Here is a 22,903-nt window from a genome sequence, read left to right as displayed (position 1 = left end):
AGCGACGGACTGCCTGGGCCGATGTCGGACCGCGGTGGCACGGTGGTCCCATGGCGTCCTCCCGGGCCACGACGAGCCCTCCGACGAAGCGCGCGGCGCGCGCCCGCTCCGGGGCGCACCCCGACGCGGAACCGGTGGCGCGCCTCAGCCGCACCCAGGTGCTGCGGCACCGGGTCCGGGTCCAGGAGCTCGACCGGGCGCCCCGGGCCGACCGGGCGCCTGACGACGCGGCGATCCTCGACCTCGGCGTCCAGGACACCGGGCCGGACGGCGCGCTGTGGGCCCTGGCCACGCGCGGTGTGCCGGTCCGCGCCCACGAGTGGCCCCGGGCGCTCGCCCTGGCCTGGACGCTGCGCGGGGCCCCGCACGCGTACCGCCGCGCGGACCTCCGAGCGGTCGAGAAGGCCGTACGCCCCTACTCGGAGGGCGACGCGGCCCGGAGGGTGGTCAACGCGGCCCGGCCGCTCGCGGACGCGGGCATCCCGGTCACAGAGGCCCTCGGGCGCGTGGCTCGCACCATGCGCGACCAGGTCACCGAGCCCATCGTCAAGGGCGCGCTGTCCACCCGCATGACCGCGGCCCTGCCCGGGCCGTACTCGCGCTGGTGCGCCCCGTGCGACGCGACCCACCTGTACGAGCTCACGTTCCGGCTCGCGGCGCTCCACGGCGGTCTGGAGCTCGAGCCGGACACGTCCCCGCCCGTGCTGCGCCGGATCCCGCGGTGGCCCGCGGCGCAGGTCGGCGACCTGCGCCCCTCCCCCGACGACGGCGCCCTCGACCTGGTGCGCGGCACCCTGCACCTGCTCGGCCCGCTCACGGAGAAGCAGGTCGCGACGTTCCTCGACGCGCCGCTGCGGGACGTCCGGGAGCGCTGGCCGCAGGACGCCGTCCCGGTCGAGGTCGACGGGGCCGCCGCGTGGTGCCTCGAGGCCGACCTGCCCGCGCTCCGCAGCGGCGCCGAGCTGTCCGAGGGGCCGTCCGAGGGGCCGTCGGACGAGCCGTCCGACGAGCCGGTGCGGCTGCTCGGCCCCTACGACCTGTTCCTCCAGGGCCGGGACCGCGACGTGATCGTGCCCGACACCAGCCGGCACAAGGCGCTGTGGCCCACGCTCGGCCGGCCCGGGGCCGTGCTCGCCGGCATCGAGCTCGTCGGGACGTGGCGCCCCCGCGCACGTGGCGACCGGCTGCTGCTCGAGCTCGACGAGTGGGTCCCGTGGGACCGCCGCACGCGCGAGGGCGTCGAGCGCGAGCACGCGCGGCTGGCGGAGTTCCGCGGGGTCGAGCCCGCGTGAGCCGGCTCTCCCGCCCCGCCCGGCTCACCGAGCGCGGCGGCGGCGGCGCCGCGCTCGGAGCGGCGGGGGCCGCCGACGCGGACGGCCTGCGCGTCGCCGTCCGGCACGAGCCGGTGACAGGCCCGTCGTCGCCCGAGCGCGAGGGGCTGCTGGCCGCGCCGGAACGTGAGCGTCGCGACCGGCTGCTCCGGCCGGCCGACCGCGCCGCCTACACCGCCGCGCACGCCCTGGTGCGCGAGTGCGCCGCCGAGCTGCTCGGCGTCCCCGCCGCGGCGCTCGACCTGAAGCAGACGTGCTCGGCGTGCGGCGGCGCCGGGCACGGCCGGCCCGCGCTCGTCGGGCACCCGGAGGTGGGCGTCAGCCTGAGCCACACCGACGGCCACGTCGCCGCGATCGCCGCCGTGCAGGTCGCGACGGTGCCCGACGCGACCGTGCCCGACGCGCTGGTGCCGCTCGCCGCGCCCGGTCGCAGCGCCGCGCCCCCGTCCGCGCCGGCCGTCGGCATCGACGTCGAGCGCGTCCGGGAGGTCCCGGACGCCGTGCTCACCGCACGCGAGCGCGCCTGGGTCGCGGCCGCGCCGGACCCCCACGCCGCCGCCACGAGCCTCTGGGTGCGCAAGGAGGCGCTCGTCAAGGCCGGCGCACTGGAGCTGACGCAGCTCGGCGGGTGCGACGTGCTCGACACAGACGCGCTCGGCGACGACGGACCGGCGTCCGCCGCCCTCGGCCACGCGCTGCGCGGCTGGTCGGGTGACGGCGTCGTCGGGGCCTGGAGCGTGCCGGAGGTCGGGCCTCGACGACCCGGCGCCGGTCAGTCGAAGTCGAAGATCGAGTTCCGGTCGTAGAAGGTCAGCACGAAGCGGCACCGCGTGCACACCAGCAGCGTCTTGACGTGCGAGGTGATGCCCCACCGCCCGTCCGTCCGCTCCTCCTGCCGCTCGAACTGGTCGTTCGAGCACATCGGGCACACCGGTCGGTCCATCGGCACGTCCACGGTCACGCCTCCATTGGTTCGATCGGCCCGAGACTGCGCTCGGCGGGTGGCGGGTGCCGCCTTCGGCGACCCCCACCCCCCGCTGCGCTCCGCCTCAGGCCTCCACGACGACGGGGATGATCATCGGGCGACGACGCAGCCGTCCCGACACCCAGCGGCCCACGACGCGGCGCATGACCTGCTGGAGCTGGTGGGTGTCCGTCGCGCCCTGGGCGACGGACTCCTCGAGCGCGCGCGTCAGGTCCGGCAGGATCGCCTCGAAGACGTCGTCCTGCTCGGCGAAGCCGCGGGCGTGGATCTGCGGACCGGCGAGCACCTTGCCGTCGGAGGAGGAGACCACCGCGAAGATCGAGATGAACCCCTCGTCGCCCAGGATCCGGCGGTCCTTCAGCTCGGCCTCGGTGATGCCGCCGACGCTCGAGCCGTCGACGTACACGTACCCGCACGGCACGGCCCCGACCACGGACGCGCGGCCGTCGACCAGGTCCACCACCACGCCGTCCTCGGCCAGCACCACGCGGTCCGCCGGGACGCCGGTCTGCACCGCGAGCGCCGCGTTCGCGACGAGGTGGCGCACCTCCCCGTGCACGGGCATGACGTTGCGCGGGCGCAGGATGTTGTAGCAGTAAAGGAGCTCGCCGGCGGACGCGTGGCCCGAGACGTGCACCTTCGCGTTGCCGGAGTGCACGACGCGCGCGCCCAGCCGGGTCAGCCCGTTGATCACCCGGAACACCGCGTTCTCGTTCCCGGGGATCAGCGACGACGCGAGGATCACGGTGTCGCCGTGGCCCACGGAGACCTTGTGGTCGTTGTTGGCCATGCGGGACAGGGCGGCCATGGGCTCGCCCTGCGAGCCGGTGCACATGAGCACGATCTCGTCGTCGGGCAGACCGTCCACCTGCTTGAGGTCGATCAGGACGCCGTCCGGGACCTTGAGGTAGCCCAGGTCCGCCGCGATCGCCATGTTGCGGACCATGGACCGGCCGACGAGCGCCACGCGGCGCCCGTGCGCCGCCGCGGCGTCCAGCACCTGCTGCACGCGGTGCACATGCGAGGCGAACGACGCGACGATGATCCGCTTGGCGGAATCGGCGAACACCCCGTCGAGCACGGGCCCGATGCCGCGCTCCTGCGCGACGAAGCCGGGCACCTCGGCGTTGGTCGAGTCGACCATGAAGAGGTCGACGCCCTTCTCACCGAGCCGGGCGAACGCCCGCAGGTCGGTGATCCGGCCGTCGAGCGGGAGCTGGTCCATCTTGAAGTCGCCGGTGTGCAGGACGGTCCCGGCGGCGGTGGTCACCGCGACCGCGAGCGCGTCGGGGATCGAGTGGTTGACCGCGACGAACTCGCACCCGAACACCCCCAGCTGCTCGACCTGGCCCTCGCGAACGGCCAGGGTGACCGGCGTGATGCGGTGCTCCTTCAGCTTCGCCTCGACGAAGGCGAGCGTGAGCTGGGAGCCGATCAGCGGGATGTCGGAGCGCAGGCGCAGCAGGTACGGCACCGCGCCGATGTGGTCCTCGTGACCGTGCGTCAGGACGATCGCCTCGACGTCGTCGAGACGGTCCCGGATGTAGTCGAAGTCCGGCAGGATCAGGTCGACGCCGGGCTGGTGGTCCTCGGGGAACAGGACGCCGCAGTCGATGATCAGCAGCCGGCCGGCGTGCTCCAGGACGGCCATGTTGCGGCCGACCTCGCCGAGCCCGCCGAGGGCGACGACCCGCAGGCCTCCCTCGGGCAGCGGCGGCGGCGGGGTCAGCTCGGGGTGCGGGTGGCTCAAGGGGTCTCCCTCTCGGTGGGTGCTGCGCCGGCCCGACGAGGCGCTACCGCGCTCACGCCAGCGCGTTGTCGAGGAGCCCGGCCGCGCGCAGCACCGCGCGCACGGAGTCGACCTCCTCCTCGGACGTCTGGACGTACGGCAGCCGGACGGTGCGGCGTGGCAGCACGCCGAGCACCTCGAGCGCCGTCTTGGCGTACACGGCCTGGAACCCCGGGCCGTTGATCGCGTCGATGACGGGCAGCGCCGACCGGTACGCCCGGAGCGCGCCCGCGGTGTCCCCACGGTCCCAGGCGTCGACGAGGTCGCGCAGCCAGGGGCCGACGACGTGCGACGCGACGCCCACGATGCCGACGGCGCCCACGGCGAGCAGCTGCGGGAGAACGGCGTCGTCGCCGGCGTACCAGGCGATGCCCGTGCGCTGGAGGGCGCGGGCCGCGTTCACGGTGTCGCCCGTCGCGTCCTTCATCGCGACGACGCGCTCGTCGGCGGCCAGCACGTCGATGGTCGCGTCGCTGAGGCGCACGCCGGCGCGGCCGGGGACGTCGTACAGCATGCTCGGCAGGCCGGTCGCGTCGAGCACCGCGCGCACGTGCGCGACGACGCCCTCCTGCGAGGGCCGGGAGTAGTACGGGCTCACGACGAGGAGCCCGTGCGCGCCCGCCTCGGCGGCCTGCTCGGCCATCCGCACGGCGTGCAGCGTGTCGTTCGAGCCCGCCCCGGCGACGACGAACGCGCGGTCGCCCACGGCCTCGACGACGGCCGCGATGAGCTCCGCCTTCTCCGGGGCGTGCGTCGTGGGCGCCTCGCCGGTCGTCCCGTTGAGGACCAGACCGTCGTGCCCGTGGTCGACGAGGTGCCGCGCGAGCGCGACCGCGGCGTCGACGTCGAGCGCCCCGTCGGACGTGAAGGGCGTGACCATCGCGGAGAGCACGGACCCGAACGGACGCGTGCTGGACGTCACCTGCGGCATGGCGCCCACCGTACCGCCCTAGCCCCGCCCGGGGCCGCACGGTCCCGTCAGCCGGCCGTGCCTGCGCGGGGGACGTCGGTGCGGCGGTAGGACTGGAACCGGTAGCGCGGTCCGCGCGCGGACTGCCGCCACCCGCCGGCGGGGTCCGCGTCGACCAGCCGCCAGCGGTCCGGCGGCAGGTGCGGCGCGTACGTGTCCCCGGCGACGTCCAGGTCGATCACGGTGACCTCGGCGCGGTCGGCGACCTCGAGCGCCTGGGCGTACACCGCGCCACCGCCCATCACCCACACCTCGTCGCCGCCGGGCGCCGCCGCCGCGGCCGCGAGCGCGGTCGGGAGGTCGGGGACGACGAGCGCGCCCGCCAGCTCGAGGCCCGGCGTGCGGGACAGCACGACGTTCGTGCGGCCCGGCAACGGGCGGGACCGCTCCGGCAGCGACTCCCACGTCGCGCGGCCCATGACCACGGGGTGGCCGGACGTGAGCTGCTTGAACCGCGCCAGGTCCTCCGGCACGTGCCAGGGCATGGCGTTGTCCCGGCCGATCACCCCACGGGGCGTCTGGCCCCACACGAGCCCGACGACCGTGCGCCCGGTGGTCATACCGCGATGGGCGCGGCGATGGTCGGGTGGTGCTGGTACCCGACCACCTCGACGTCCTCGAACGTGTAGTCGAAGATGGACGCCGCCGGACGCAGCCGCAGCGTGGGCGCGGGGTACGGCTCGCGCGTGAGCTGCACGCGCACCTGGTCGACGTGGTTGTCGTAGACGTGGCAGTCCCCGCCGGTCCACACGAAGTCGCCGACCTCCAGCCCGGCCTGCTGCGCGAGCATGTGGGTCAGCAGCGCGTACGACGCGATGTTGAACGGCACGCCCAGGAACAGGTCGGCCGACCGCTGGTAGAGCTGGCACGACAGCCGGCCGTCCGCGACGTAGAGCTGGAACAGCGCGTGGCACGGCATGAGCGCCATGTCGTCGAGGTCCGCGACGTTCCAGGCCGAGACGACGTGCCGGCGCGAGTCGGGGTTGCTGCGCAGACCCTCGACCAGGCGGGCGATCTGGTCGACGTGCCCGCCGTCCGGGGTCGGCCACGAACGCCACTGCACGCCGTAGACGGGCCCGAGCTCGCCGTCCTCGTCGGCCCAGTCGTCCCAGATCTTGACCCCGTGCTCCTGCAGCCAGCGCACGTTGGAGTCGCCGCGCAGGAACCACAGCAGCTCGTAGACCACCGAGCGCAGGTGCACCCGCTTCGTCGTGACGAGCGGGAAGCCCGCGGCCAGGTCGAACCGCATCTGGTGGCCGAACAGCGAGCGCGTGCCGGTCCCGGTCCGGTCCGACTTGGGCGTCCCGGTCTCGAGGACGAGCCGCAGGAGGTCCTCGTACGGCGTCGGGATGCTCGGTCCAGCGGCGGCGGGCTCGACGGACGGCGTCATGCGCGCCACCGTACGTTTCCCGGGACCCCGCTGTCATGCTCCGCCCGCGTCGCGGGCAGGGGTGTCGCGGGCAGGGGTGTCGCGGGCAGGGGCGTCGCGGGCAGGGTCTCGCGGGCAGGGGTGTCACGGGCAGAGGTGTCGCGGGCGGGTGTCGGGACGGGTCGGCGCGACGACCGCCCGGTGGGGGTTCACCGCGCACGCCTGTGCGAGAGTGACGCCGTGGCGCGGGACGACGAGGGGCGGGAGCCCGCGGGCGCGCCCGGGCCGCTCCTCCCGGGCACCGACCACGCGCCGACGACTGGCACGACGGGCGATCCGGGCACGACGAGCGATCCGGGCACGACGAGCGATCCGGGCACGACGAGCACGACGGGCGATCCGGCTACGACCGGCACGACAGGGGCGGACGAGGTGCGGGCCGCGGTCCGGCAGGCGGTCTCGGTGTCGGTCGCGACGGGCCTGTACGGCATCTCGTTCGGGGCGCTGTCGGTGGCCGCCGGCCTCGACCTGGCGCAGACGATGGCGCTCTCGCTGCTCATGTTCTCCGGCGGCTCGCAGTTCGCGTTCATCGGCGTCGTGGGCGCGGGCGGGACCGCCGGTGCGGCGGTCGCGACCGCGGGGCTGCTCGGCGTCCGCAACGGCCTGTACGGCCCCCTGGTCGCCCCGCGGCTCGGTGTGCACGGGGCGCGCCGGCTGCTCGCGGCGCAGCTCACGATCGACGAGTCGACGGCAGTCGGCACCGCGCACCGCCCGGGTCCGGCGGCCCGCGCGGGGTTCTGGTGGACCGGCGTCGGCGTCTTCCTCCTGTGGAACCTGCTGACGCTCGCCGGCGCGCTGCTGGGCGACGCGCTCGGCGACCCGCGCCGCTACGGCCTCGACGCCGCGGCGGCGGCTGCCTTCCTCGCGCTGGTGTGGCCCCGCTTCGGCGGCCGCCATGCGGTGCTCGCGCGCGCGGTCGGCGCCGCGGCGGTGTTGGTGGCGCTCGCCACCACGCCGTTCGTCCCCGCCGGCGTCCCGGTCCTGCTGGCCGCGGCCGTCGCGATCCTGGTCGGCTTCCTCGCCCCGTCGGGCGACGAGCCGGCGTCCCCGCCCACGTCCCCGTCCACGCCGCCTGCGCCGGCACCCGACGGCCCGCACGAGGGAGCCGCGCCGTGAGCCCGACCGCCACCTGGGTCGCCGTGATCGTCGGTGCCGCCGTCGTCTACGGCATCAAGCTCGTCGGCCACCTGGTGCCCGAGCACTGGCTCGCGCAGCCGCGGGTCGCGCGCACCGCGGCGCTCGTGACGGTCGCGCTGCTGTCCGCCCTCGTCGCCGTCCAGGCGGTCGCGCAGGGGCAGGAGCTGGTCGCGGACGCACGCCTGCCCGCGCTGGCGGTCGCCGCGGTCGCGCTCGCGCTGCGGGCGCCGTTCGTCGTCGTGGTCGTCCTCGCCGCCGCGACCGCGGCAGGGCTCCGCGCGCTCGGCATGCCCTGACCGCCTTCCGCCCGCCCGAGGTCCGGGCACGTCTTCCGGGCACGTCTTCCGGGCACGTCTCGTCGTCGTCGCGCGTTGGTACCCTCGCCCGACGACGACGAGGCCGCTGCCTGCGGCCCCCGCCACCCGGAGGACTGATGGCCGAGGCCACCCCCACCACGCTGCGCCGATCCCCCGTCGGCACGCTCATCTTCATGTCGCGCTGGCTGCAGCTCCCGCTGTACCTGGGCCTGATCGTCGCGCAGGCGTTCTACGTCTGGCAGTTCATGACGTCGCTGTGGGACCTCGGCGTCGGTCTGTTCACGGGCCACACGACGAGCCACGGCGAGGAGGTGGCCTTCGACGAGGGCACGATGATCATCGCCGTGCTGGGCCTGGTGGACGTCGTGATGATCGCGAACCTGCTGATCATGGTGATCATCGGCGGCTACGAGACGTTCGTGTCCCGGATCCGCCTGGACGACCACCCGGACCAGCCCGAGTGGCTCTCGCACGTCAACGCCAACGTCCTCAAGACCAAGCTCGCGATGTCGATCATCGGCATCTCCTCCATCCACCTGCTCGCGAGCTTCATCGAGGCGGAGACGACGCTCGAGGAGCCGCACGGCGGCGAGGCGCTGCTGTGGCAGACGCTCATCCACCTCGCGTTCATCGTCTCGGCCATCGCCCTGGCGTGGATCGACCGCATGTCGGTCAAGCACCCGCCGAAGGTCCGCGCGGGCGCGCCCGACGGCGCGGCCGCCGAGCCCACCCCGGCCGTGACCGCCTGATGACGCTGTTCCGCGAGAGCGCCGACGTCTCGGTCCGCCCGGCCGTGCCCGGCGACGAGGCCGCGATCGCCGACGCCCAGGTCGCGGCGTGGCGCGGCGCGCACGGCGAGCTCCTGGGCGGCGCGCTCGACGTGCTCGACATCGACGCGATGACGCAGCAGTGGGCGGCGGCGATCACCGCGCCGCCGGCCGGGCACCGCGTGCTGGTCGCGTGCGCGGGCGCCACCGTCGTCGGCTTCGCGTCGGTCGCACCGGTCCCGTCGGCCGACCCGATGCAGCCGCCGGGCGGCGTGCTGCTGGCGCTCGAGGTGCTGCCGGACCACCAGCGGTCCGGCCACGGCTCGCGGCTGCTGGCGGCGTGCGTGGACCTGCTGCGCGAGGACGGCGCGGACCAGCTCCAGACGTGGGTCCTGGACGGCGACGCGGCACGCGCGCAGTTCCTCGCGGGCGCGGGTCTCGGGCCGGACGAGACGGTCCGCGAGCTCGCGTCCGGACCGCTGCCGGACGGCTCCGAGCGCACGGTCCGCGAGCACCGGTGGTGGGCCACGATCTAGGCGGGCGGCGGCCTCGTCGTGCGCACCCGGCGACCGGCCCTGACACTCGTCTGATGACGACGACGCCCACGGCCACCGACGAGACCACCCGGCTCGCCCGGAACGTCACGGGCCCCCTGCTCTTCCTGTTCATCCTCGGCGACGTCCTGGGTGCCGGCGTGTACGCCCTCGTGGGCGAGCTGTCGGCCGAGGCCGGCGGCATGATCTGGCTGCCGCTGCTGGTCGCCCTCGGCATGGCGCTGCTGACCGCCGCGTCCTACGCCGAGCTGGTGACCAAGTACCCCCGCGCGGGCGGCTCGGCGGTGTACGCGCAGAAGGCGTTCGGCCGTCCGCTGCTCTCCTTCCTGGTCGGCTTCAGCATGCTGGCCGCCGGCGTGACGTCGGCTGCCGGCCTCTCCCTCGCCTTCGGTGGCGACTACCTGGGGACGTTCCTGGACGTGCCCGCCGTCCCGACCGCCCTCGTGTTCCTCGCCCTCGTCGCGGCGCTCAACGCGCGCGGCATCAAGGAGTCGCTGCGCGCCAACGTCGTCATGACGGCCATCGAGCTGAGCGGGCTCGTGCTCGTCGTCGTCCTGGGCGCGGTCGTGCTCGGCCGCGGCGACGGCGACCTCACCCGGCTCTCCGAGCTGCCCGAGGGCACGGGCGTCGCCACCGCGACCCTGGGCGGCGCGCTGATCGCGTTCTACTCGTTCGTCGGGTTCGAGACGTCCGCCAACCTGGCGGAAGAGGTCCGGGACGTCCGGCGCGTCTACCCGCGCGCGCTGTTCGGTGCGCTGCTCACGGCCGGCGTGGTGTACCTGCTCGTGGGCGTCGTCGCGCCGGCCGTGGTCGCGCCCGCCCAGCTCCAGGAGTCCAGCGGGCCGCTGCTCGAGGTGGTCGAGGCCGCCGGTGGCGTGCCGCTCGAGCTGTTCGCCGCGGTCGCGCTCGTCGCGGTGGCGAACGGTGCGCTGCTGACCATGATCATGGCGAGCCGGCTCACCTACGGCATGGCGGAGGAAGGCCTCCTGCCGGCCGTCTTCGGGCGGCTGCTGCCGGGCCGTCGCACGCCGGTCGTCGCGATCGTCGCGACCACGCTCGTCGCGATGGTGCTCACCCTGACGGGCTCGCTCGTCGACCTCGCCTCGACCGTGGTCCTGCTGCTGCTCTTCGTGTTCCTCAGCACCAACGTGGCGGTGCTCGTCCTGCGCCGCGACGACGTCGGTCACGCGCACTTCCGCGCGTGGACCCCGCTGCCGGTCCTGGCGATCGCGACGTGCCTGGTGCTGCTCACGCAGCAGGAGGCGCGGCACTGGCTGCTGGCCGGCGCGCTCCTGGCGCTCGGCGTGCTGCTGTACGTCGCGGCGCGGTGGAGCACGCGGCGCGGCACGTCGGCCGCCGAGGCGCCGGAGCACCCGGGCGACGGGGACGAGCCTGCCTGAGCGCGGCTCAGCGCGCGCGGTGCAGGGCGCTCGCGCGGCGCAGCGACTCGCGGGCGCGGCGCCGGTCCCCCGCGGCGTCGTACGCGAAGGCCAGGTGGTACCACGAGCGCCAGTCGTCGGGATGCTGCTCGGCACGCTCGCGGTGCTCGTCGAACGCCGCACGCGCCGCGGACCGGTCGATCCGGCCGCCCGGCGAGCGCGGCAGGTCGTCGACGGGCAGGGCGTCCTGCGCCGCGAGCTCGTCGGCCATCCGCTGGACCGAGACGGCCAGGCGCCACTCCCGGGAGACCAACCACACGACGAGGACCGGCAGCACCCACAGCGCGAGCCCCAGCGCGACCGCGACCGGCTCGCCGGTGCGCACCAGCGCCGTCGCCCGGGTCGCCACCAGCCACACGTACAGCGCGAGCAGGCCGGTGACCGCGACCGCGCCGGCGATCGCGACGACGCGCGAGCGGGAGGAGGCCACGGTCGTCAGCCCAGGTCGAGCAGGTGCTCGAGCCCGACGGTGAGGCCGGGCCGGGCCGGCACCCTGCGCACCCCCAGCAGGACGCCGGGCATGAAGGAGACCCGGTCGAACGAGTCGTGCCGGATGGTCAGCTGCTCCCCCGCGTTCCCGAGCAGCACCTCCTCGTGCGCGACGAGCCCGCGCAACCGCACGGCGTGCACGCGCACGCCGTCGACGTCCGCGCCGCGTGCCCCGTCCAGCGACTGCGTGGTCGCGTCCGGCACCGCGTCGAGCCCGGCGGCCCGCCGCGCCGCGGCGATGCCCTGCGCGGTGTGCCGCGCGGTGCCCGAGGGCGCGTCGACCTTGTCCGGGTGGTGCAGCTCGACGACCTCGACCGACTCGAACCAGCGGGCCGCCTGCCGCGCGAAGTGCATCGTGAGGACCGCACCGAGCGCGAAGTTGGGGGCGACCAGGACCCCGACACCGGGCCGGTCCGCGAGGTGGTCGCGCACCCGGGCGAGCGCCTCGTCGTCCCACCCGGTGGTGCCGACGACGACGTGCACGCCCGCGTCGACGAGCGCGTGGACGTTCGCCTCGGTCACGGACGGGACCGTGAAGTCGACCGCGACGTGCGCCCCGGCCGCGGTCACCCGGGCCAGGTCGTCCCCGGCGTCCAGCGCCGCGACCAGCTCCAGGTCCGGCGCGTCCTGCACCGCCCGCACCACGGTCGCGCCCATACGTCCCGCCGCGCCCAGCACGGCCACCCGGATCAGCTCGCTCACGGGCAGCAACCCTAGCCGCGACCGGCGGCCCGGCCGCGCACGGGCCCGTGCCCGCGGACCTCAGACCCCGCTGGGCACCAGGGCCTCGACGCGCTCCTCCACCCGCCGCAGCTCCACCGGCGTGAGCCCGGTGAACCGCTCGACCTCGCGGGGCGGCTGCCCGGCCTGGGCGTACCACCGCAGCGCGGCGAGGGTGTCGGCGGGCGTCACCGGGCCGGGCCCGACGGCCTGGCGCACGAAGCCCGTGAAGCGCACCGCCGCGAGGTAGGCCTCGGGCGGGACCCCGAGGTACCGCACCGACCAGCGGTGCAGGTCGCTGACGGTGACGCCCTGCGCCCGGGCCAGGTCACCGGGGGCGACGAGGCCGCGCTCCGCGTCGACGTGCGCGACGACCTCGGCGAACGTCGTCCGGTCGCGGTCGGGACCGGTGTCCACGCCGCTCGGCTGTCCCGCCGCACCCGAGCGGGCGGCCGCCACCAGCGCCTCGACGACGAGCCGTGCGGCCCGTTCGTCGTCGCCCGCGCCCAGCGCCGTCCGGGCGTGCTCGGTCACCGCGTCCGGGAGGAGCTCGCGCACACCGTGCTCGTGGGCGACGAGCCGGGCGGCCGGCGCGCCGGCCCGCAGCGCGGACATCGCGAGCGGGTGCAGCTGGACGCCGAGGCGGACTGCCGGCCCCGGTTGGTCCCGCACGGCCACGTGGGTGGCGGGCCCACGCACGCCGTCGCCGTCGGTGCGCCGCGCGCCGGTGAGGGCGTCCACCACGGTGCCCGGCTCGCCCACGACGAGGTGGAGCAGCCCGCGGCCGTCCGGCAGGAGCAGCTCCCGCTCGCCGCCGGCGTCGCGCACGACCCAGGCGTGCTCCACGAGCGCCGGGACCGCGAGCTCGATCCGGTGGTAGCTGCGCTGAGGGAACGCCGCGTGGTTGCTCACGTGCCCATCATCGCGCGCCCGAGGCCCCGTGGGGACGGCCCGGGCGGGGCCGGTCAGCGGGTGAAATCACCCTTTTGAGTGATCTGCGTCACTCGTCCCGGTCCGTGGGGGCTTCCGGACCGCTCCTGTGAGTCGCCATGGACGAACTGCCCGGACGGGTCGCGGCCCTCCACCGCTGCCCGCCCCGACGGTCCGTCGAGCGAGAGCCAGCCCGAGGAGGTGCACGATGAACGTGCGCTACCAGCTCGAATGTCATCGGAGGAACGCGCGACGGACGGTCGTGGCCGTCGCGGCCGCGGCCGCGCTCGTCGTCAGCGGAGGCGTCGCGGCCCAGGCCGGCGCCGTCCGCGCCGACGCGGCGGCGTCACCCTCGGTCCGCACGGCGGACCCGCAGGACGGACCCGCCGCGGCGGAGTTCGACGGCTACGTCGGCTACCACGCGGGCGAGACGCCCGGTGCGGACGCCGCCGCGACCGACGAGCCCAAGACCACCGACCCCGGCCCCGTGCCGACGCCCGGCTACACCACGCCCGACGTGCCCGGTCAGCACGTGGCGGCGCCCCGGCGGCTCCCCGCGGTGGCCCCGCTGCCGAGCGCGCCCGACCCCGCCCAGGTGGCGAAGGTCCGCGACGCGATCACCGCGCACGGCACCGCGCGGGTCACGGTGACCGCCGCGGGCGCCCTGCGGACCGACCTCCGCTCGGCCACCGCGCTCGCCGCGCAGCACGAGCGCACCGACGAGGCGCAGGCCGCACTGTCCGCGACGCTCGCCGGCACCGGCTCCCGCCTCGAGGGCCTCGACCCGCTGCTCCCGGCCGGCGTCTGGACCGTCACCGAGGACGGGCTCGACGCGCTGCTCGACGACCCGGGCGTCGGCTCGGTCACGATCGACGGCTCGGCCCAGGCCGACCTGGCCACCAGCACCGGCGTCATCGACTCCGACCTGCTCAACACCGCGGGCGTGCTCGGCAACAACTTCGAGGGCGGCGCGGGTGGCTACCAGGTCGCGATCATCGACTCCGGCGTCGACAACCAGCACAACGCCTTCACCGGCCGGATCGTCTCGCAGGCCTGCTTCGTGACGGACTCGTCGTGCCCCGGTGGCACGAACTCCTCCACCGCGGCGGGCTCGGCCGACGAGTGCACCCACTCGAACGACTGCGACCACGGCACGCACGTCGCCGGCATCGCCGCCGGCGGCATGTTCACCGGTGGTCACGAGGGCGTCGCCCGCGGCGCCGGCGTGGTCGCGATCAAGGTCGCGCAGGACAACCCGTCGAGCGCGCGCTGGACCGCGCAGTTCTCGGCGATCAACAACGCGCTCGCGCGCGTCTTCGCGCTCAAGACCTCGACCAACCCCCGGATCGTCTCGGTGAACCTGAGCATCGGCACCAACGCGGTGTTCGCCCCCGGGGACGCGGCGTGCGCCGCCACCAACCCGAGCACCAACACCTGGTTCTCGCTGCTGCAGGGCCAGGGCGTCGCGGTGGTCGTCGCGGCGGGCAACAACGGGAGCTCGGCCGGGATGAGCTTCCCGGGCTGCCTCACCACGGGCTTCGCGATCGGTGCGACGACGGACGGCGACGTCCCGGCGTCCTTCACCAACTCCACCTCCGACCTGCGCTGGTGGGCCCCGGGCGTCTCGATCGACGCGCCGGTCCCGACCGGCGACAACCACGGGTTCAAGGACGGCACGTCGATGGCCGCGCCGCACGTGGCCGGGGCGTTCGCGCTCCTGCGTGAGTGCGTCGACGGCAACGGGGTGCCCATCACGAACGCGGCCGCCGCGGCGAACCTCGACGCGACCGGCGTGAACGTGACCCGGGCCGGGGTCACCCGCAAGCGGATCAACGTGCTCGACGCGGCGACCCGCACGGTCAACAACAACGACTTCGCGAGCGCCGAGGCCCTGTCCGGCAACGGTCCGTTCAACGACTTCGACTTCACCGTCTGCTCGGACACGGAGCCCGGTGAGCCGGGACCGTTCAGCCTCGACAACGGCGTGTGGTGGCGCTGGACCCCGGCGACGACGGGGACCGCGACGATCTCGACCGAGGACAACGGCACGAGCGTCACGACGTTCGACACCACGCTCGCCGTGTACACGGGCGGCTCGCTCGCCACCCTGACGCCGCTCGCCTGGGACGACGACTCCGGCACGGGCGCCCGCAGCCTGGTCACGTTCCCGGTCAACGGCGGCACGACCTACCGCATCAAGGTGGACGGGTTCGCCGCCGCGAACGGCCTGCTCAACCTGCACGTCGAGAACGGTCCGCCGCCCACCTGCCAGGGCGTCGCGGCCACGATGGTCGGGACTCCGGGCAACGACACGCTGACCGGCACCGCCGGCAACGACGTGATCGTGGCGGGCGCGGGCGACGACGTCATCCGCGGTCTGGCCGGCAACGACCGGATCTGCGGCGACGCGGGTGCGGACAGCATCCTCGGCGGCGAGGGCGACGACGTGGTATTCGGCGGCTCCGGCGCCGACACGATCGGCGGCGAGGCGGGCAACGACACGCTGCTCGGCAACCCCGGCGGCGGCTCGACGGACGACACCGGCGACTCGATCGACGGCGGCGCCGGCAACGACTGGCTCGACGGCTGGACCGGCGACGACACGCTCGTCGGCGGCACGGGCGACGACCAGATCCTGGGGGTCGACGGGACGGACACGGTGTCCTACGCGGCGTCGCTGACGGCGGTGCGGGTCAACCTCGCGACCGGCGCCGCGACCGGCGAGGGCACGGACACGCTCTCGCAGGTCGAGAACGCGGTCGGCTCGTCGAAGAGCGACACGCTGCAGGGCTCGTCGGGACCCAACGTCCTGCGGGCGGGCGCCGGCAACGACGCGGTCCTGGGCGGCGGCGGGGCGGACACCCTCACCGGTGACGACGGCAACGACACCATCGGCGGCGGTGCCGACAACGACGCGATCCAGGGCGGCGCCGGCGACGACACGCTCAACGGCGACGACGGTGCCGACACGATCCGGGGCGGCACGGGCGACGACCAGATCCGCGGCAGCCTCGGCGGCGACAAGCTGTACGGCGACGCGGGCAACGACCGGATCCTCGCCTACAACGGCAAGGACTCGGTCGACGCCGGCCCGGGTGCCGACTTCGTCGACGGCGGCGCCGACACCGACGTCGTGACGGGCGGTGCCGACAACGACACCGTGCGCGGGGGCACCGGCAACGACACCGTGCGCGGCGGCACCGGGAACGACAAGGCCTTCGGTGACGCGGGCGACGACAAGGTGTTCGGCGAGGCCGGGAACGACGCCCTCAACGGCGGCGGCGGCACCGACAGCTGCTCGGGCGGCACCGGGACCGACACGAGCACGCAGTGCGAGAGCAGGACGTCGATCCCGTGACCCGCACCCGGTGACGGGTGGGCACGCCGGAGCGCCCCGGTCCTCCTGGACCGGGGCGCTCTGCTGCGCGAGTGTGGGGTACTCAGTCCCCGAACGGGCCGACCCGGACGACCGAGCGCGGCCGCGACGCGAGCTCGGCCGCGAGCTCCTGGACGTCCTCGACGGTCACGGCGCGCACGCGCTCGAGCGACTCGTCGATGCTCAGCAGCTCGCCGTGCACCAGCTCGGCCTTGCCGAGGCGGCTCATCCGCGAGCCGGAGTCCTCCATGCCGAGCACCAGCCCGCCGGACAGCTGCCCGACGGAGCGGGCGAGCTCCGCGGACGTGATGGGGGCGTCCGCGAGGCGCTCCCACTCCGCGACCATGAGCGCGACGACCTCGTCGACCTTCGCGGGGGTGCACCCGGCGTACAGGCCGAAGACGCCCGTGTCCGAGTGCCCCGACGCGAACGAGTACGTGGAGTACGCCAGGCCGCGCTTCTCGCGCACCTCCTGGAACAGGCGCGACGACATGCCGCCGCCCAGCACCGCGTTCAGCACGGAGAGGGTGAACCGTCGGTCGTCGGTCGCGGTGAGCGACGTGCAGCCCACGACGACGTTGGCCTGCTCGGTGTGCCGGCGGACGGACCGCTCGGCCCCGACCGCGGGCAGGCCCTGCTCCCCCGCGTCGAGGCCGCGCGCCGGTGCGCGCCGTCCCCGCGGCGATCCCTCGCCGGACAGGTCCCAGCCGCCCGCGGCGAGCGCGTCGGACACCTGCGCGCAGAGCTGGTCGTGGTCGACCCCGCCCGCGGCGCTCACGACGAGCGTCTCGGGCCGGTAGTGCCAGCGGTAGTGCTCCCACACCGCGTCCCGCGGGACCGCACGGATCGTGTCCGGCGTGCCGCCGATGGGGCGGCCGAGCGGGTGCTCGCCGAGCACCGCGGTCGCGAACTGCTCGTGCACCACGTCGCTCGGGTCGTCGTCGTTCATCGCGAGCTCTTCGAGGATCACGCCGCGCTCGGTCTCGAGCTCGTCGGCGTCGAGGCGCGCGGAGGTCACCATGTCGGCGATCACGTCGACCGCCATGGGCAGGTCGGTGTCGAGCACGCGCGCGTAGTAGCACGTGTGCTCCTTGCCGGTGGCGGCGTTCGCCTCGCCCCCGACCTCGTCGAACGCCTCGGCGATGTCCATGGCGGTGCGCCGGGCGGTGCCCTTGAAGAGCAGGTGCTCGAGGAAGTGCGTGGAGCCGAAGTGGCCCGACTCCTCGTCACGCGAGCCGACGCCGACCCACGCGCCGACGGTCGCCGAGCGCAGACCGGGCATGTGCTCGGTCAGGACGCGGACCCCGCCGGGCAGGACCGAGCGACGCACGTGGGCGTCGCCGTCCTGCCCGGCGGCCTGCTCGGCGCCAGGGAGTCCCTGGCGCACGAGCGGGAGGTCGAGCGGCACGTCAGGCGTCGGCCGGAGCCGGCGCGTCGGACGAGTCGGCCGGCGCCGCCTCGCCTGCGTCGTCCACGACGGCGTGCAGCGACAGCTTGCCGCGCGGGTCGATCTCGCCGATCTCGACCTGGACCTTCTGGCCGATGGCCAGGACGTCCTCGACGTTCTCGACGCGCTTGCCGCCGACGAGCTTGCGGATCTGGCTGATGTGCAGCAGACCGTCCTTGCCCGGCGACAGCGAGACGAACGCACCGAAGGTGGTCGTCTTGACGACGGTCCCGACGAAGCGCTCGCCGACCTCGGGCATGTGCGGGTTCGCGATCGCGTTGATCGCGGCCCGCGCCGCCTCGGCCGACGGACCGTCGGTCGCGCCGATGTAGACCGTGCCGTCGTCCTCGATGGAGATGTCGGCGCCGGTCTCCTCCTGGATCTGGTTGATCATCTTGCCCTTCGGGCCGATGACCTCGCCGATCTTGTCGACCGGGACCTTCACCGTGATGACGCGCGGGGCGAACGGGCTCATCTCGTCGGGCACGTCGATCGCCTCGGCGATGACGTCGAGGATCGCGAGACGCGCCTCCTTGGCCTGCGTGAGCGCGCCACCGAGCACCGAGGCGGGGATGCCGTCGAGCTTGGTGTCGAGCTGGATCGCCGTGACGAACTCGCGCGTCCCGGCGACCTTGAAGTCCATGTCACCGAACGCGTCCTCGGCACCCAGGATGTCGGTGAGGGCGGCGTAGCGCGTCTCACCGTCCACGGTGTCGGAGACCAGGCCCATCGCGATGCCCGCGACCGGCGCGCGCAGCGGCACACCGGCGTTGAGCAGCGAGAGGGTCGAGGCGCAGACCGAGCCCATCGACGTCGAGCCGTTGGAGCCCAGCGCCTCGGAGACCTGACGGATCGCGTAGGGGAACTCCTCGCGGCTCGGCAGGACCGGCATGAGCGCCCGCTCGGCGAGCGCGCCGTGACCGATCTCGCGGCGCTTGGGCGAGCCCACGCGCCCCGTCTCACCGGTCGAGTAGGGCGGGAAGTTGTAGTTGTGCATGTAGCGCTTGCGCGTCTCCGGGGAGAGCGTGTCGAGCTGCTGCTCCATCCGGAGCATGTTCAGCGTGGTGACGCCCAGGATCTGGGTCTCGCCGCGCTCGAACAGCGCCGAGCCGTGCACGCGGGGCAGGACCTCGACCTCGGCCGAGAGCGTGCGGATGTCCCGCAGGCCACGGCCGTCGATGCGGAACCCGTCGGTGAGGATGCGCTGGCGGATGAGCTTCTTCTGCACCGAGCGGTACGCGGCGGAGAGCTCCTTCTCGCGGCCCGCGAACTGCTCGGCGAGCTCGCCGAGGACCTCGGCCTTGATCTCGTCCAGGCGGCCCTCGCGGGTCTGCTTGTCCGCGATGCTCAGCGCCTCGCCCAGACGGGCCGACGAGGCGGCCTCGACCGCGGCGTACGCGTCGTCCTGGTAGTCCGGGAACGTCGGGAAGACCTGGGTCTCCTTGGCGGCCTTCGCGGCGAGCTCGGCCTGCGCCTCGACCAGGACCTTGATGAACGGCTTCGCCGCCTCGAGGCCCTGCGCGACGATCTCCTCGGTCGGCGCCTGGCCGCCCTCGTTCTTGATGAGGTTCCACGACTTCTCGGGCGCCTCGGCCTCGATCATCGCGATCGCGACGTCGCTCTCGCCCGCGGCGTTCTCGACGACGCGGCCGGCGACGACCATGTCGAACGTCGCGCGCTCACGCTCGGAGTAGCGCGGGAACGCCACCCACTGGCCGTCGACCAGCGCGATGCGCACGCCGCCGACCGGGCCGGAGAACGGCAGGCCGGACAGCTGCGTCGAGATCGACGCGGCGTTGATGGCCAGAACGTCGTACGCGTCGTCCGGGTGGATCGCCAGGACGGTGATGACGACCTGGACCTCGTTGCGCAGGCCCTTGACGAACAGGGGGCGCAGCGGGCGGTCGACCAGGCGGCACGCCAGGATCGCCTCGGTCGAGGGGCGGCCCTCGCGACGGAAGAACGAGCCGGGGATCTTGCCCGCGGCGTACTGCCGCTCCTCGACGTCGATCGTCAGCGGGAAGAAGTCGAACTGCTCCTTGGGGTGCTTGCCGGCCGTGGTGGCCGACAGCAGCATCGTGTCGCCGTCCAGGTAGGCGGCGGCAGCGCCGGCGGCCTGCTTGGCCAGGCGGCCCGTCTCGAAGCGGACGGTGCGGGTGCCGAAGCGACCGTTGTCGATCACGGCCTCGGCGAACTGGATCTCGGGACCCTCCACGGGTGCCCTCCTTGCTCTCGAAGGCGCCGGCCGGGCCGGGCGGTCTTCGATCGAGGCTCACGGAGCGTGCTCCGGGGGCCACTACCGAGGACCGGACTGGCGGACCGACGCGGTGGATGGTGCTTCGTGGTGCTGGGGTGGTGCTGAGGTGGTGCTTGCGGCACCGGGAGGAATCCTGCCCGGTGCCGGCGGGCCGTGCACGCGACGCGCGGCCCGACAAGCGGACCAGCCCGGACCCCCGCAGGGATCCGGGCTGGTCCGGGAGGTCAGCGACGCAGACCGAGACGCTCGATCAGCGAGCGGTAGCGGTTGATGTCGATCTTCTGCAGGTAGCCGAGCAGGCGACGACGACGACCGACGAGCAGCAGCAGGCCGCGGCGGCTGTGGTGGTCGTGCTTGTGCTCCTTGAGGTGCTCGGTCAGGTCCTTGATGCGCTGCGTCAGGACAGCGATCTGGACCTCGGGGGAACCGGTGTCGCCCTCGTGGGTGGCGTACTCGGTCATGATGGCCTGCTTGGTGGCAGCGTCGAGGGACACGGCTCTCCTTGTGACTCGTTGCGCGGTGCTCCGGGGCTTGTCCACCCGGGCTCTCTGGTTCCGCGGCCGATCAGACGGCCCCACGACTCTACCAGCCCGGGCCGGGGCCCCGGTCACGGGGGTGCACGTCACAGGCGGAGGTCACGGGTGGAACAGGCGCACCGTGTAAGAGTACGACGAGGCAGCACCACCCGAGATGCCGCGCACGCTCACGCGGTAGGCCTTGACCGCCGACGCCTTCGGGATCGCCACGCGCCCGACCTGGAACACCACGGTGTTCGGGCCGTAGCCGCGGTCGTCCCGCGAGACGACCGTCACCGGGAGCTGCCGCACCAGCCGGCCCTTGCCGTCGACGAGCCGCACGCTGACCGACGCGCGTGCGAACGACACGTACCGGTTCGAGGCGGAGAGCGACCAGCGGCCGTCGGGCTCGAGCTCGGCGGGGAACCAGCCGCGCGCGGGCCACTCGAGGAACTGCGGCCGTGCCTGCGCGTCGGAGGTCCCGAGGCCGAAGACCGTCAGCGCGTTCGCGTCCTGGGTGGACCCGGTGGCCATGACGGTGGTCGTGGGGTTGAGGATCCAGCGCCGGTGCCCCGCGGCGGTGTTGTACTGCCCGGGGTCGGCCATGTAGAGCGCGATCGACCGCGCTCCGCCGATGCCGAGCGCCAGGTTGGACTGGCCGGCGGCCTTCTGGCCGTCGCTGGACCAGCAGGACATGCTCGACGACGGGCTGTGGGTCAGCGTGTCGTTCGCGCTCATGATCAGCGCCGCCTTGCGCGCCCGCACGTTCGCGTCGGCGTCGAACCGGACCGGGTCGAGCTGGACGAGCTTGCGCATCGCATTGATGGTGCGCAGCGTCGCGGCCCGCGACGCCGACGACTCCTGCCCCGCCGAGCAGGCCTGCTCGCTCCCGGTCCAGCCGACGGGCACGGCGAGCGAGGGCTCGAGCGTCTTGCGCCAGAGCGAGCTCACCCACGCCTTGCTCGGCACGCGGTCCGCCGTGCCCGCGGTGACGAGGTCGCCACCGGCCGCGGTCCCGGAGGACGTCGCCGTGCCGGGAGCCGCCGAGGCCGTCGGGGCCGTCGGTGCCGCACCCACCTGCGTGCCCGGCGCACCGGCGTCCTCCGCCTGCGCGGGGGCCTGGGCCAGCGCGACCACGGTGGCGACGGCGAGGGACGCGACGACGAGCGAGCGCACGGGACGGCGCAGCGAGGGGGCGGGACGGACGAGCACGGTCTGACCTCCGGGACGGGCGCGGACGAGCCTCTGCCGGGTTCATCGGCAGGGGGCCCCGGAGACCTGAGGGGTACGGATCGTCCGGTTTGCGGACGATCCGCGGGGCCGCCCCGGCGGGCGCGCACGGGGCGCCGCCCGAGCCGGCCGCGTCGGGACGCGGCACCCTACGCCGAGGCGGCGCCCTCGAGCACCTCGCGCACCCGCGCGACGTCCGCGTGCATCTGCGTGAGCAGCTCGTCCACCGAGTCGAAGCGCAGCGTCGGCCGCAGCCGCTCGACGAGGTCCAGCACGACCTCCTCGTCGTACAGGTCGAGGTCCGTGCGGTCGAGCACGTACGCCTCGACGCGCCGTTGCACGCCGTCGAACGTGGGGTTGGTGCCGATGGACACCGCGGCGGGCAGGACGGGGTCGTCGGTCGCGACGGGCGAGCCGTCGGCGTGCCGGGTGCGGCGCAGCCAGCCCGCGTACACGCCGTCCGCCGGGACCATGCCGGCCGCGTCCTGCGCGAGGTTCGCCGTGGGGAACCCGAGCTCCCTCCCCCGCGCGTCGCCGTGCACGACGAGACCGCGGATGCGGTGCGGGCGCCCGAGCACGCGGGCCGCCTGCCGCACGTCTCCGGCGGCGAGCGCCTCGCGCACCCACGTCGAGGACCAGCGCCGGCGCAGCGCGTCCGCCGCGGCGTCCTCCGCGCTGCCCTCGTCGGCCGTCGCCGACGGCGTGATGTCGTCGATCACCTCGACGTCGAACCCGTAGCGCTCGCCGAGCGCGACCATGGTCGACAGGTCCCCCGAGTTCTGCCACCCGAAGCGCACGTCCCGGCCGACGACGACGGTCCGCGCGTGCAGCGCCCCCACGAGGTACCGCTCGACGAACTCCTCGGGCGTCTGGCGGGCGAACTCGAGCGTGTAGGGCAGGAGCAGCACGGCGTCGAGCCCCGTGCCCTCCAGGAGGTCGAGCCGGTCGACGTCACCGGTCAGCAGCGGGGGCGCGTCGTCGGGCCGGTGCACCTGCAGGGGGTGCGGCGTGAACGTGACCGCGACCGAGGTGCACCCGGCCGCCTGCGCGTCGAGCGCCATGCGGCGCAGGACGCTCGCGTGCCCACGGTGCACGCCGTCGAAGTTGCCGATCGTGACGACCGAGGGACCGAGGTCGGGGGGCACGTCGGTGAGGTCGGACCAGCGCTGCACGGGCCTGATCATGCCACCGGGCGGCCACCGGCGTCGTGCGCGCACCCCG

General features: G+C 74.6%; 21 protein-coding genes. 8 read left to right on the top strand and 13 right to left on the bottom strand.

Annotated elements, in window-relative coordinates; translation table 11 throughout:
- The first annotated feature begins 50 nt into the window (after nucleotides 1-50).
- Both KIN34_RS15950 and KIN34_RS17450 read left to right on the top strand, forming a co-directional pair.
- Complete coding sequence (locus tag KIN34_RS15950; RefSeq protein ID WP_214352931.1) at nucleotides 51-1,292, top strand: DNA glycosylase AlkZ-like family protein; 1,242 nt, start codon at nucleotides 51-53, stop codon at nucleotides 1,290-1,292.
- On the top strand, nucleotides 1,289-2,137 hold the full coding sequence (locus KIN34_RS17450; RefSeq protein ID WP_214352930.1) for a 4'-phosphopantetheinyl transferase family protein: 849 nt from the start codon (nucleotides 1,289-1,291) through the stop codon (nucleotides 2,135-2,137). Before KIN34_RS15950 ends, KIN34_RS17450 begins: the two co-directional genes overlap by 4 nt.
- Here the strand turns inward: KIN34_RS17450 and KIN34_RS15940 are convergent.
- The 5 genes from KIN34_RS15940 to KIN34_RS15920 form a co-directional block, all read right to left on the bottom strand.
- Nucleotides 2,104-2,292 (bottom strand): hypothetical protein, encoded by a 189-nt coding sequence (locus tag KIN34_RS15940; protein ID WP_214353191.1) that lies wholly within the window; start codon nucleotides 2,290-2,292, stop codon nucleotides 2,104-2,106. The two genes, KIN34_RS17450 and KIN34_RS15940, sit on opposite strands and share 34 nt — an antisense overlap.
- 88 nt (nucleotides 2,293-2,380) lie before the next feature.
- A complete protein-coding gene (locus KIN34_RS15935; protein ID WP_214352929.1) occupies nucleotides 2,381-4,066 on the bottom strand; it encodes a ribonuclease J in 1,686 nt (561 codons plus the stop codon).
- A gap of 52 nt (nucleotides 4,067-4,118) precedes the next feature.
- Nucleotides 4,119-5,036: a 4-hydroxy-tetrahydrodipicolinate synthase gene (gene dapA, locus KIN34_RS15930; RefSeq protein ID WP_214352927.1), complete on the bottom strand. Its 918-nt coding sequence runs from the start codon at nucleotides 5,034-5,036 to the stop codon at nucleotides 4,119-4,121.
- Nucleotides 5,037-5,083: 47 nt separating this feature from the next.
- Nucleotides 5,084-5,635: a dihydrofolate reductase gene (locus KIN34_RS15925; protein WP_214352925.1), complete on the bottom strand. Its 552-nt coding sequence runs from the start codon at nucleotides 5,633-5,635 to the stop codon at nucleotides 5,084-5,086.
- Nucleotides 5,632-6,465 carry a thymidylate synthase gene (locus KIN34_RS15920; protein WP_214352923.1) on the bottom strand — a complete coding sequence of 278 codons (834 nt, stop codon included), beginning with the start codon at nucleotides 6,463-6,465 and terminating at the stop codon, nucleotides 5,632-5,634. Before KIN34_RS15920 ends, KIN34_RS15925 begins: the two co-directional genes overlap by 4 nt.
- A 411-nt stretch (nucleotides 6,466-6,876) precedes the next feature.
- Between KIN34_RS15920 and KIN34_RS15915 the strand changes: the two genes are divergently transcribed.
- The 5 genes from KIN34_RS15915 to KIN34_RS15895 all read left to right on the top strand — a co-directional run bounded on the left by KIN34_RS15915 (nucleotide 6,877) and on the right by KIN34_RS15895 (nucleotide 10,679).
- Nucleotides 6,877-7,620 (top strand): AzlC family ABC transporter permease, encoded by a 744-nt coding sequence (locus KIN34_RS15915; RefSeq protein WP_214353156.1) that lies wholly within the window; start codon nucleotides 6,877-6,879, stop codon nucleotides 7,618-7,620.
- Nucleotides 7,617-7,937 (top strand): AzlD domain-containing protein, encoded by a 321-nt coding sequence (locus tag KIN34_RS15910; RefSeq protein ID WP_214352920.1) that lies wholly within the window; start codon nucleotides 7,617-7,619, stop codon nucleotides 7,935-7,937. The genes KIN34_RS15915 and KIN34_RS15910 overlap by 4 nt, the downstream gene beginning before the upstream one ends.
- Before the next feature lie 137 nt (nucleotides 7,938-8,074).
- Nucleotides 8,075-8,707 carry a TIGR00645 family protein gene (locus KIN34_RS15905; RefSeq protein WP_214352918.1) on the top strand — a complete coding sequence of 211 codons (633 nt, stop codon included), beginning with the start codon at nucleotides 8,075-8,077 and terminating at the stop codon, nucleotides 8,705-8,707.
- The gene (locus KIN34_RS15900; protein ID WP_214352916.1) at nucleotides 8,707-9,261 is read left to right on the top strand and encodes a GNAT family N-acetyltransferase; all 555 of its coding nucleotides are present in this window, start codon (nucleotides 8,707-8,709) and stop codon (nucleotides 9,259-9,261) included. Before KIN34_RS15905 ends, KIN34_RS15900 begins: the two co-directional genes overlap by 1 nt.
- Before the next feature lie 53 nt (nucleotides 9,262-9,314).
- Complete coding sequence (locus tag KIN34_RS15895; RefSeq protein ID WP_214352914.1) at nucleotides 9,315-10,679, top strand: APC family permease; 1,365 nt, start codon at nucleotides 9,315-9,317, stop codon at nucleotides 10,677-10,679.
- Between the two features lie 7 nt (nucleotides 10,680-10,686).
- On the opposite strand, the gene KIN34_RS15890 is transcribed toward KIN34_RS15895, so the two are convergent.
- From KIN34_RS15890 to KIN34_RS15880, 3 genes are read right to left on the bottom strand one after another with little or no spacing between them, the layout of a single operon-like run.
- The gene (locus KIN34_RS15890; protein WP_214352912.1) at nucleotides 10,687-11,148 is read right to left on the bottom strand and encodes a hypothetical protein; all 462 of its coding nucleotides are present in this window, start codon (nucleotides 11,146-11,148) and stop codon (nucleotides 10,687-10,689) included.
- A 5-nt stretch (nucleotides 11,149-11,153) separates the two neighbouring features.
- Nucleotides 11,154-11,909: a 4-hydroxy-tetrahydrodipicolinate reductase gene (gene dapB, locus KIN34_RS15885; RefSeq protein ID WP_214352910.1), complete on the bottom strand. Its 756-nt coding sequence runs from the start codon at nucleotides 11,907-11,909 to the stop codon at nucleotides 11,154-11,156.
- A 60-nt stretch (nucleotides 11,910-11,969) separates the two neighbouring features.
- A complete protein-coding gene (locus KIN34_RS15880; RefSeq protein ID WP_214352909.1) occupies nucleotides 11,970-12,839 on the bottom strand; it encodes a hypothetical protein in 870 nt (289 codons plus the stop codon).
- Between the two features lie 226 nt (nucleotides 12,840-13,065).
- Here KIN34_RS15880 and KIN34_RS15875 point away from each other — a divergent pair, with 226 nt between their 5' ends.
- A complete protein-coding gene (locus tag KIN34_RS15875; RefSeq protein ID WP_214352908.1) occupies nucleotides 13,066-16,215 on the top strand; it encodes a S8 family serine peptidase in 3,150 nt (1,049 codons plus the stop codon).
- Between the two features lie 82 nt (nucleotides 16,216-16,297).
- Here the strand turns inward: KIN34_RS15875 and KIN34_RS15870 are convergent, their stop codons facing one another.
- The 5 genes from KIN34_RS15870 to KIN34_RS15850 all read right to left on the bottom strand — a co-directional run bounded on the left by KIN34_RS15870 (nucleotide 16,298) and on the right by KIN34_RS15850 (nucleotide 22,854).
- Complete coding sequence (locus tag KIN34_RS15870) at nucleotides 16,298-17,641, bottom strand: M16 family metallopeptidase (protein ID WP_214352907.1); 1,344 nt, start codon at nucleotides 17,639-17,641, stop codon at nucleotides 16,298-16,300.
- Between the two features lies 1 nt (nucleotide 17,642).
- On the bottom strand, nucleotides 17,643-19,895 hold the full coding sequence (locus KIN34_RS15865) for a polyribonucleotide nucleotidyltransferase (protein ID WP_214352906.1): 2,253 nt from the start codon (nucleotides 19,893-19,895) through the stop codon (nucleotides 17,643-17,645).
- A 266-nt stretch (nucleotides 19,896-20,161) separates the two neighbouring features.
- Nucleotides 20,162-20,431 (bottom strand): 30S ribosomal protein S15, encoded by a 270-nt coding sequence (rpsO, locus tag KIN34_RS15860; RefSeq protein ID WP_214352905.1) that lies wholly within the window; start codon nucleotides 20,429-20,431, stop codon nucleotides 20,162-20,164.
- 141 nt (nucleotides 20,432-20,572) lie between these two features.
- Nucleotides 20,573-21,664, bottom strand: a complete 1,092-nt coding sequence (locus KIN34_RS16945; protein WP_214352904.1) for a CAP domain-containing protein — start codon at nucleotides 21,662-21,664, stop codon at nucleotides 20,573-20,575.
- A 167-nt stretch (nucleotides 21,665-21,831) separates the two neighbouring features.
- Nucleotides 21,832-22,854 (bottom strand): bifunctional riboflavin kinase/FAD synthetase, encoded by a 1,023-nt coding sequence (locus KIN34_RS15850; protein WP_214352902.1) that lies wholly within the window; start codon nucleotides 22,852-22,854, stop codon nucleotides 21,832-21,834.
- Nucleotides 22,855-22,903: the final 49 nt, after the last annotated feature.

The sequence above is a fragment of the Cellulomonas fulva genome (genome assembly GCF_018531375.1).
Classification (GTDB): domain Bacteria; phylum Actinomycetota; class Actinomycetes; order Actinomycetales; family Cellulomonadaceae; genus Cellulomonas; species Cellulomonas fulva.
Note: the sequence above shows the minus strand (reverse complement) of the source record. Positions and strands in the feature narration are given on the sequence as shown.

Coding starts and splice junctions, on each gene's coding strand:
- KIN34_RS15920 (WP_214352923.1), bottom strand. CDS start 6,465: ATGACGCCGTCCGTCGAGCCCGCCGCCGCTGGACCGAGCATCCCGACG.
- KIN34_RS15950 (WP_214352931.1), top strand. CDS start 51: ATGGCGTCCTCCCGGGCCACGACGAGCCCTCCGACGAAGCGCGCGGCG.
- KIN34_RS15900 (WP_214352916.1), top strand. CDS start 8,707: ATGACGCTGTTCCGCGAGAGCGCCGACGTCTCGGTCCGCCCGGCCGTG.
- KIN34_RS15905 (WP_214352918.1), top strand. CDS start 8,075: ATGGCCGAGGCCACCCCCACCACGCTGCGCCGATCCCCCGTCGGCACG.
- KIN34_RS15925 (WP_214352925.1), bottom strand. CDS start 5,635: ATGACCACCGGGCGCACGGTCGTCGGGCTCGTGTGGGGCCAGACGCCC.
- KIN34_RS15895 (WP_214352914.1), top strand. CDS start 9,315: ATGACGACGACGCCCACGGCCACCGACGAGACCACCCGGCTCGCCCGG.
- KIN34_RS15875 (WP_214352908.1), top strand. CDS start 13,066: ATGAACGTGCGCTACCAGCTCGAATGTCATCGGAGGAACGCGCGACGG.
- dapA (WP_214352927.1), bottom strand. CDS start 5,036: ATGCCGCAGGTGACGTCCAGCACGCGTCCGTTCGGGTCCGTGCTCTCC.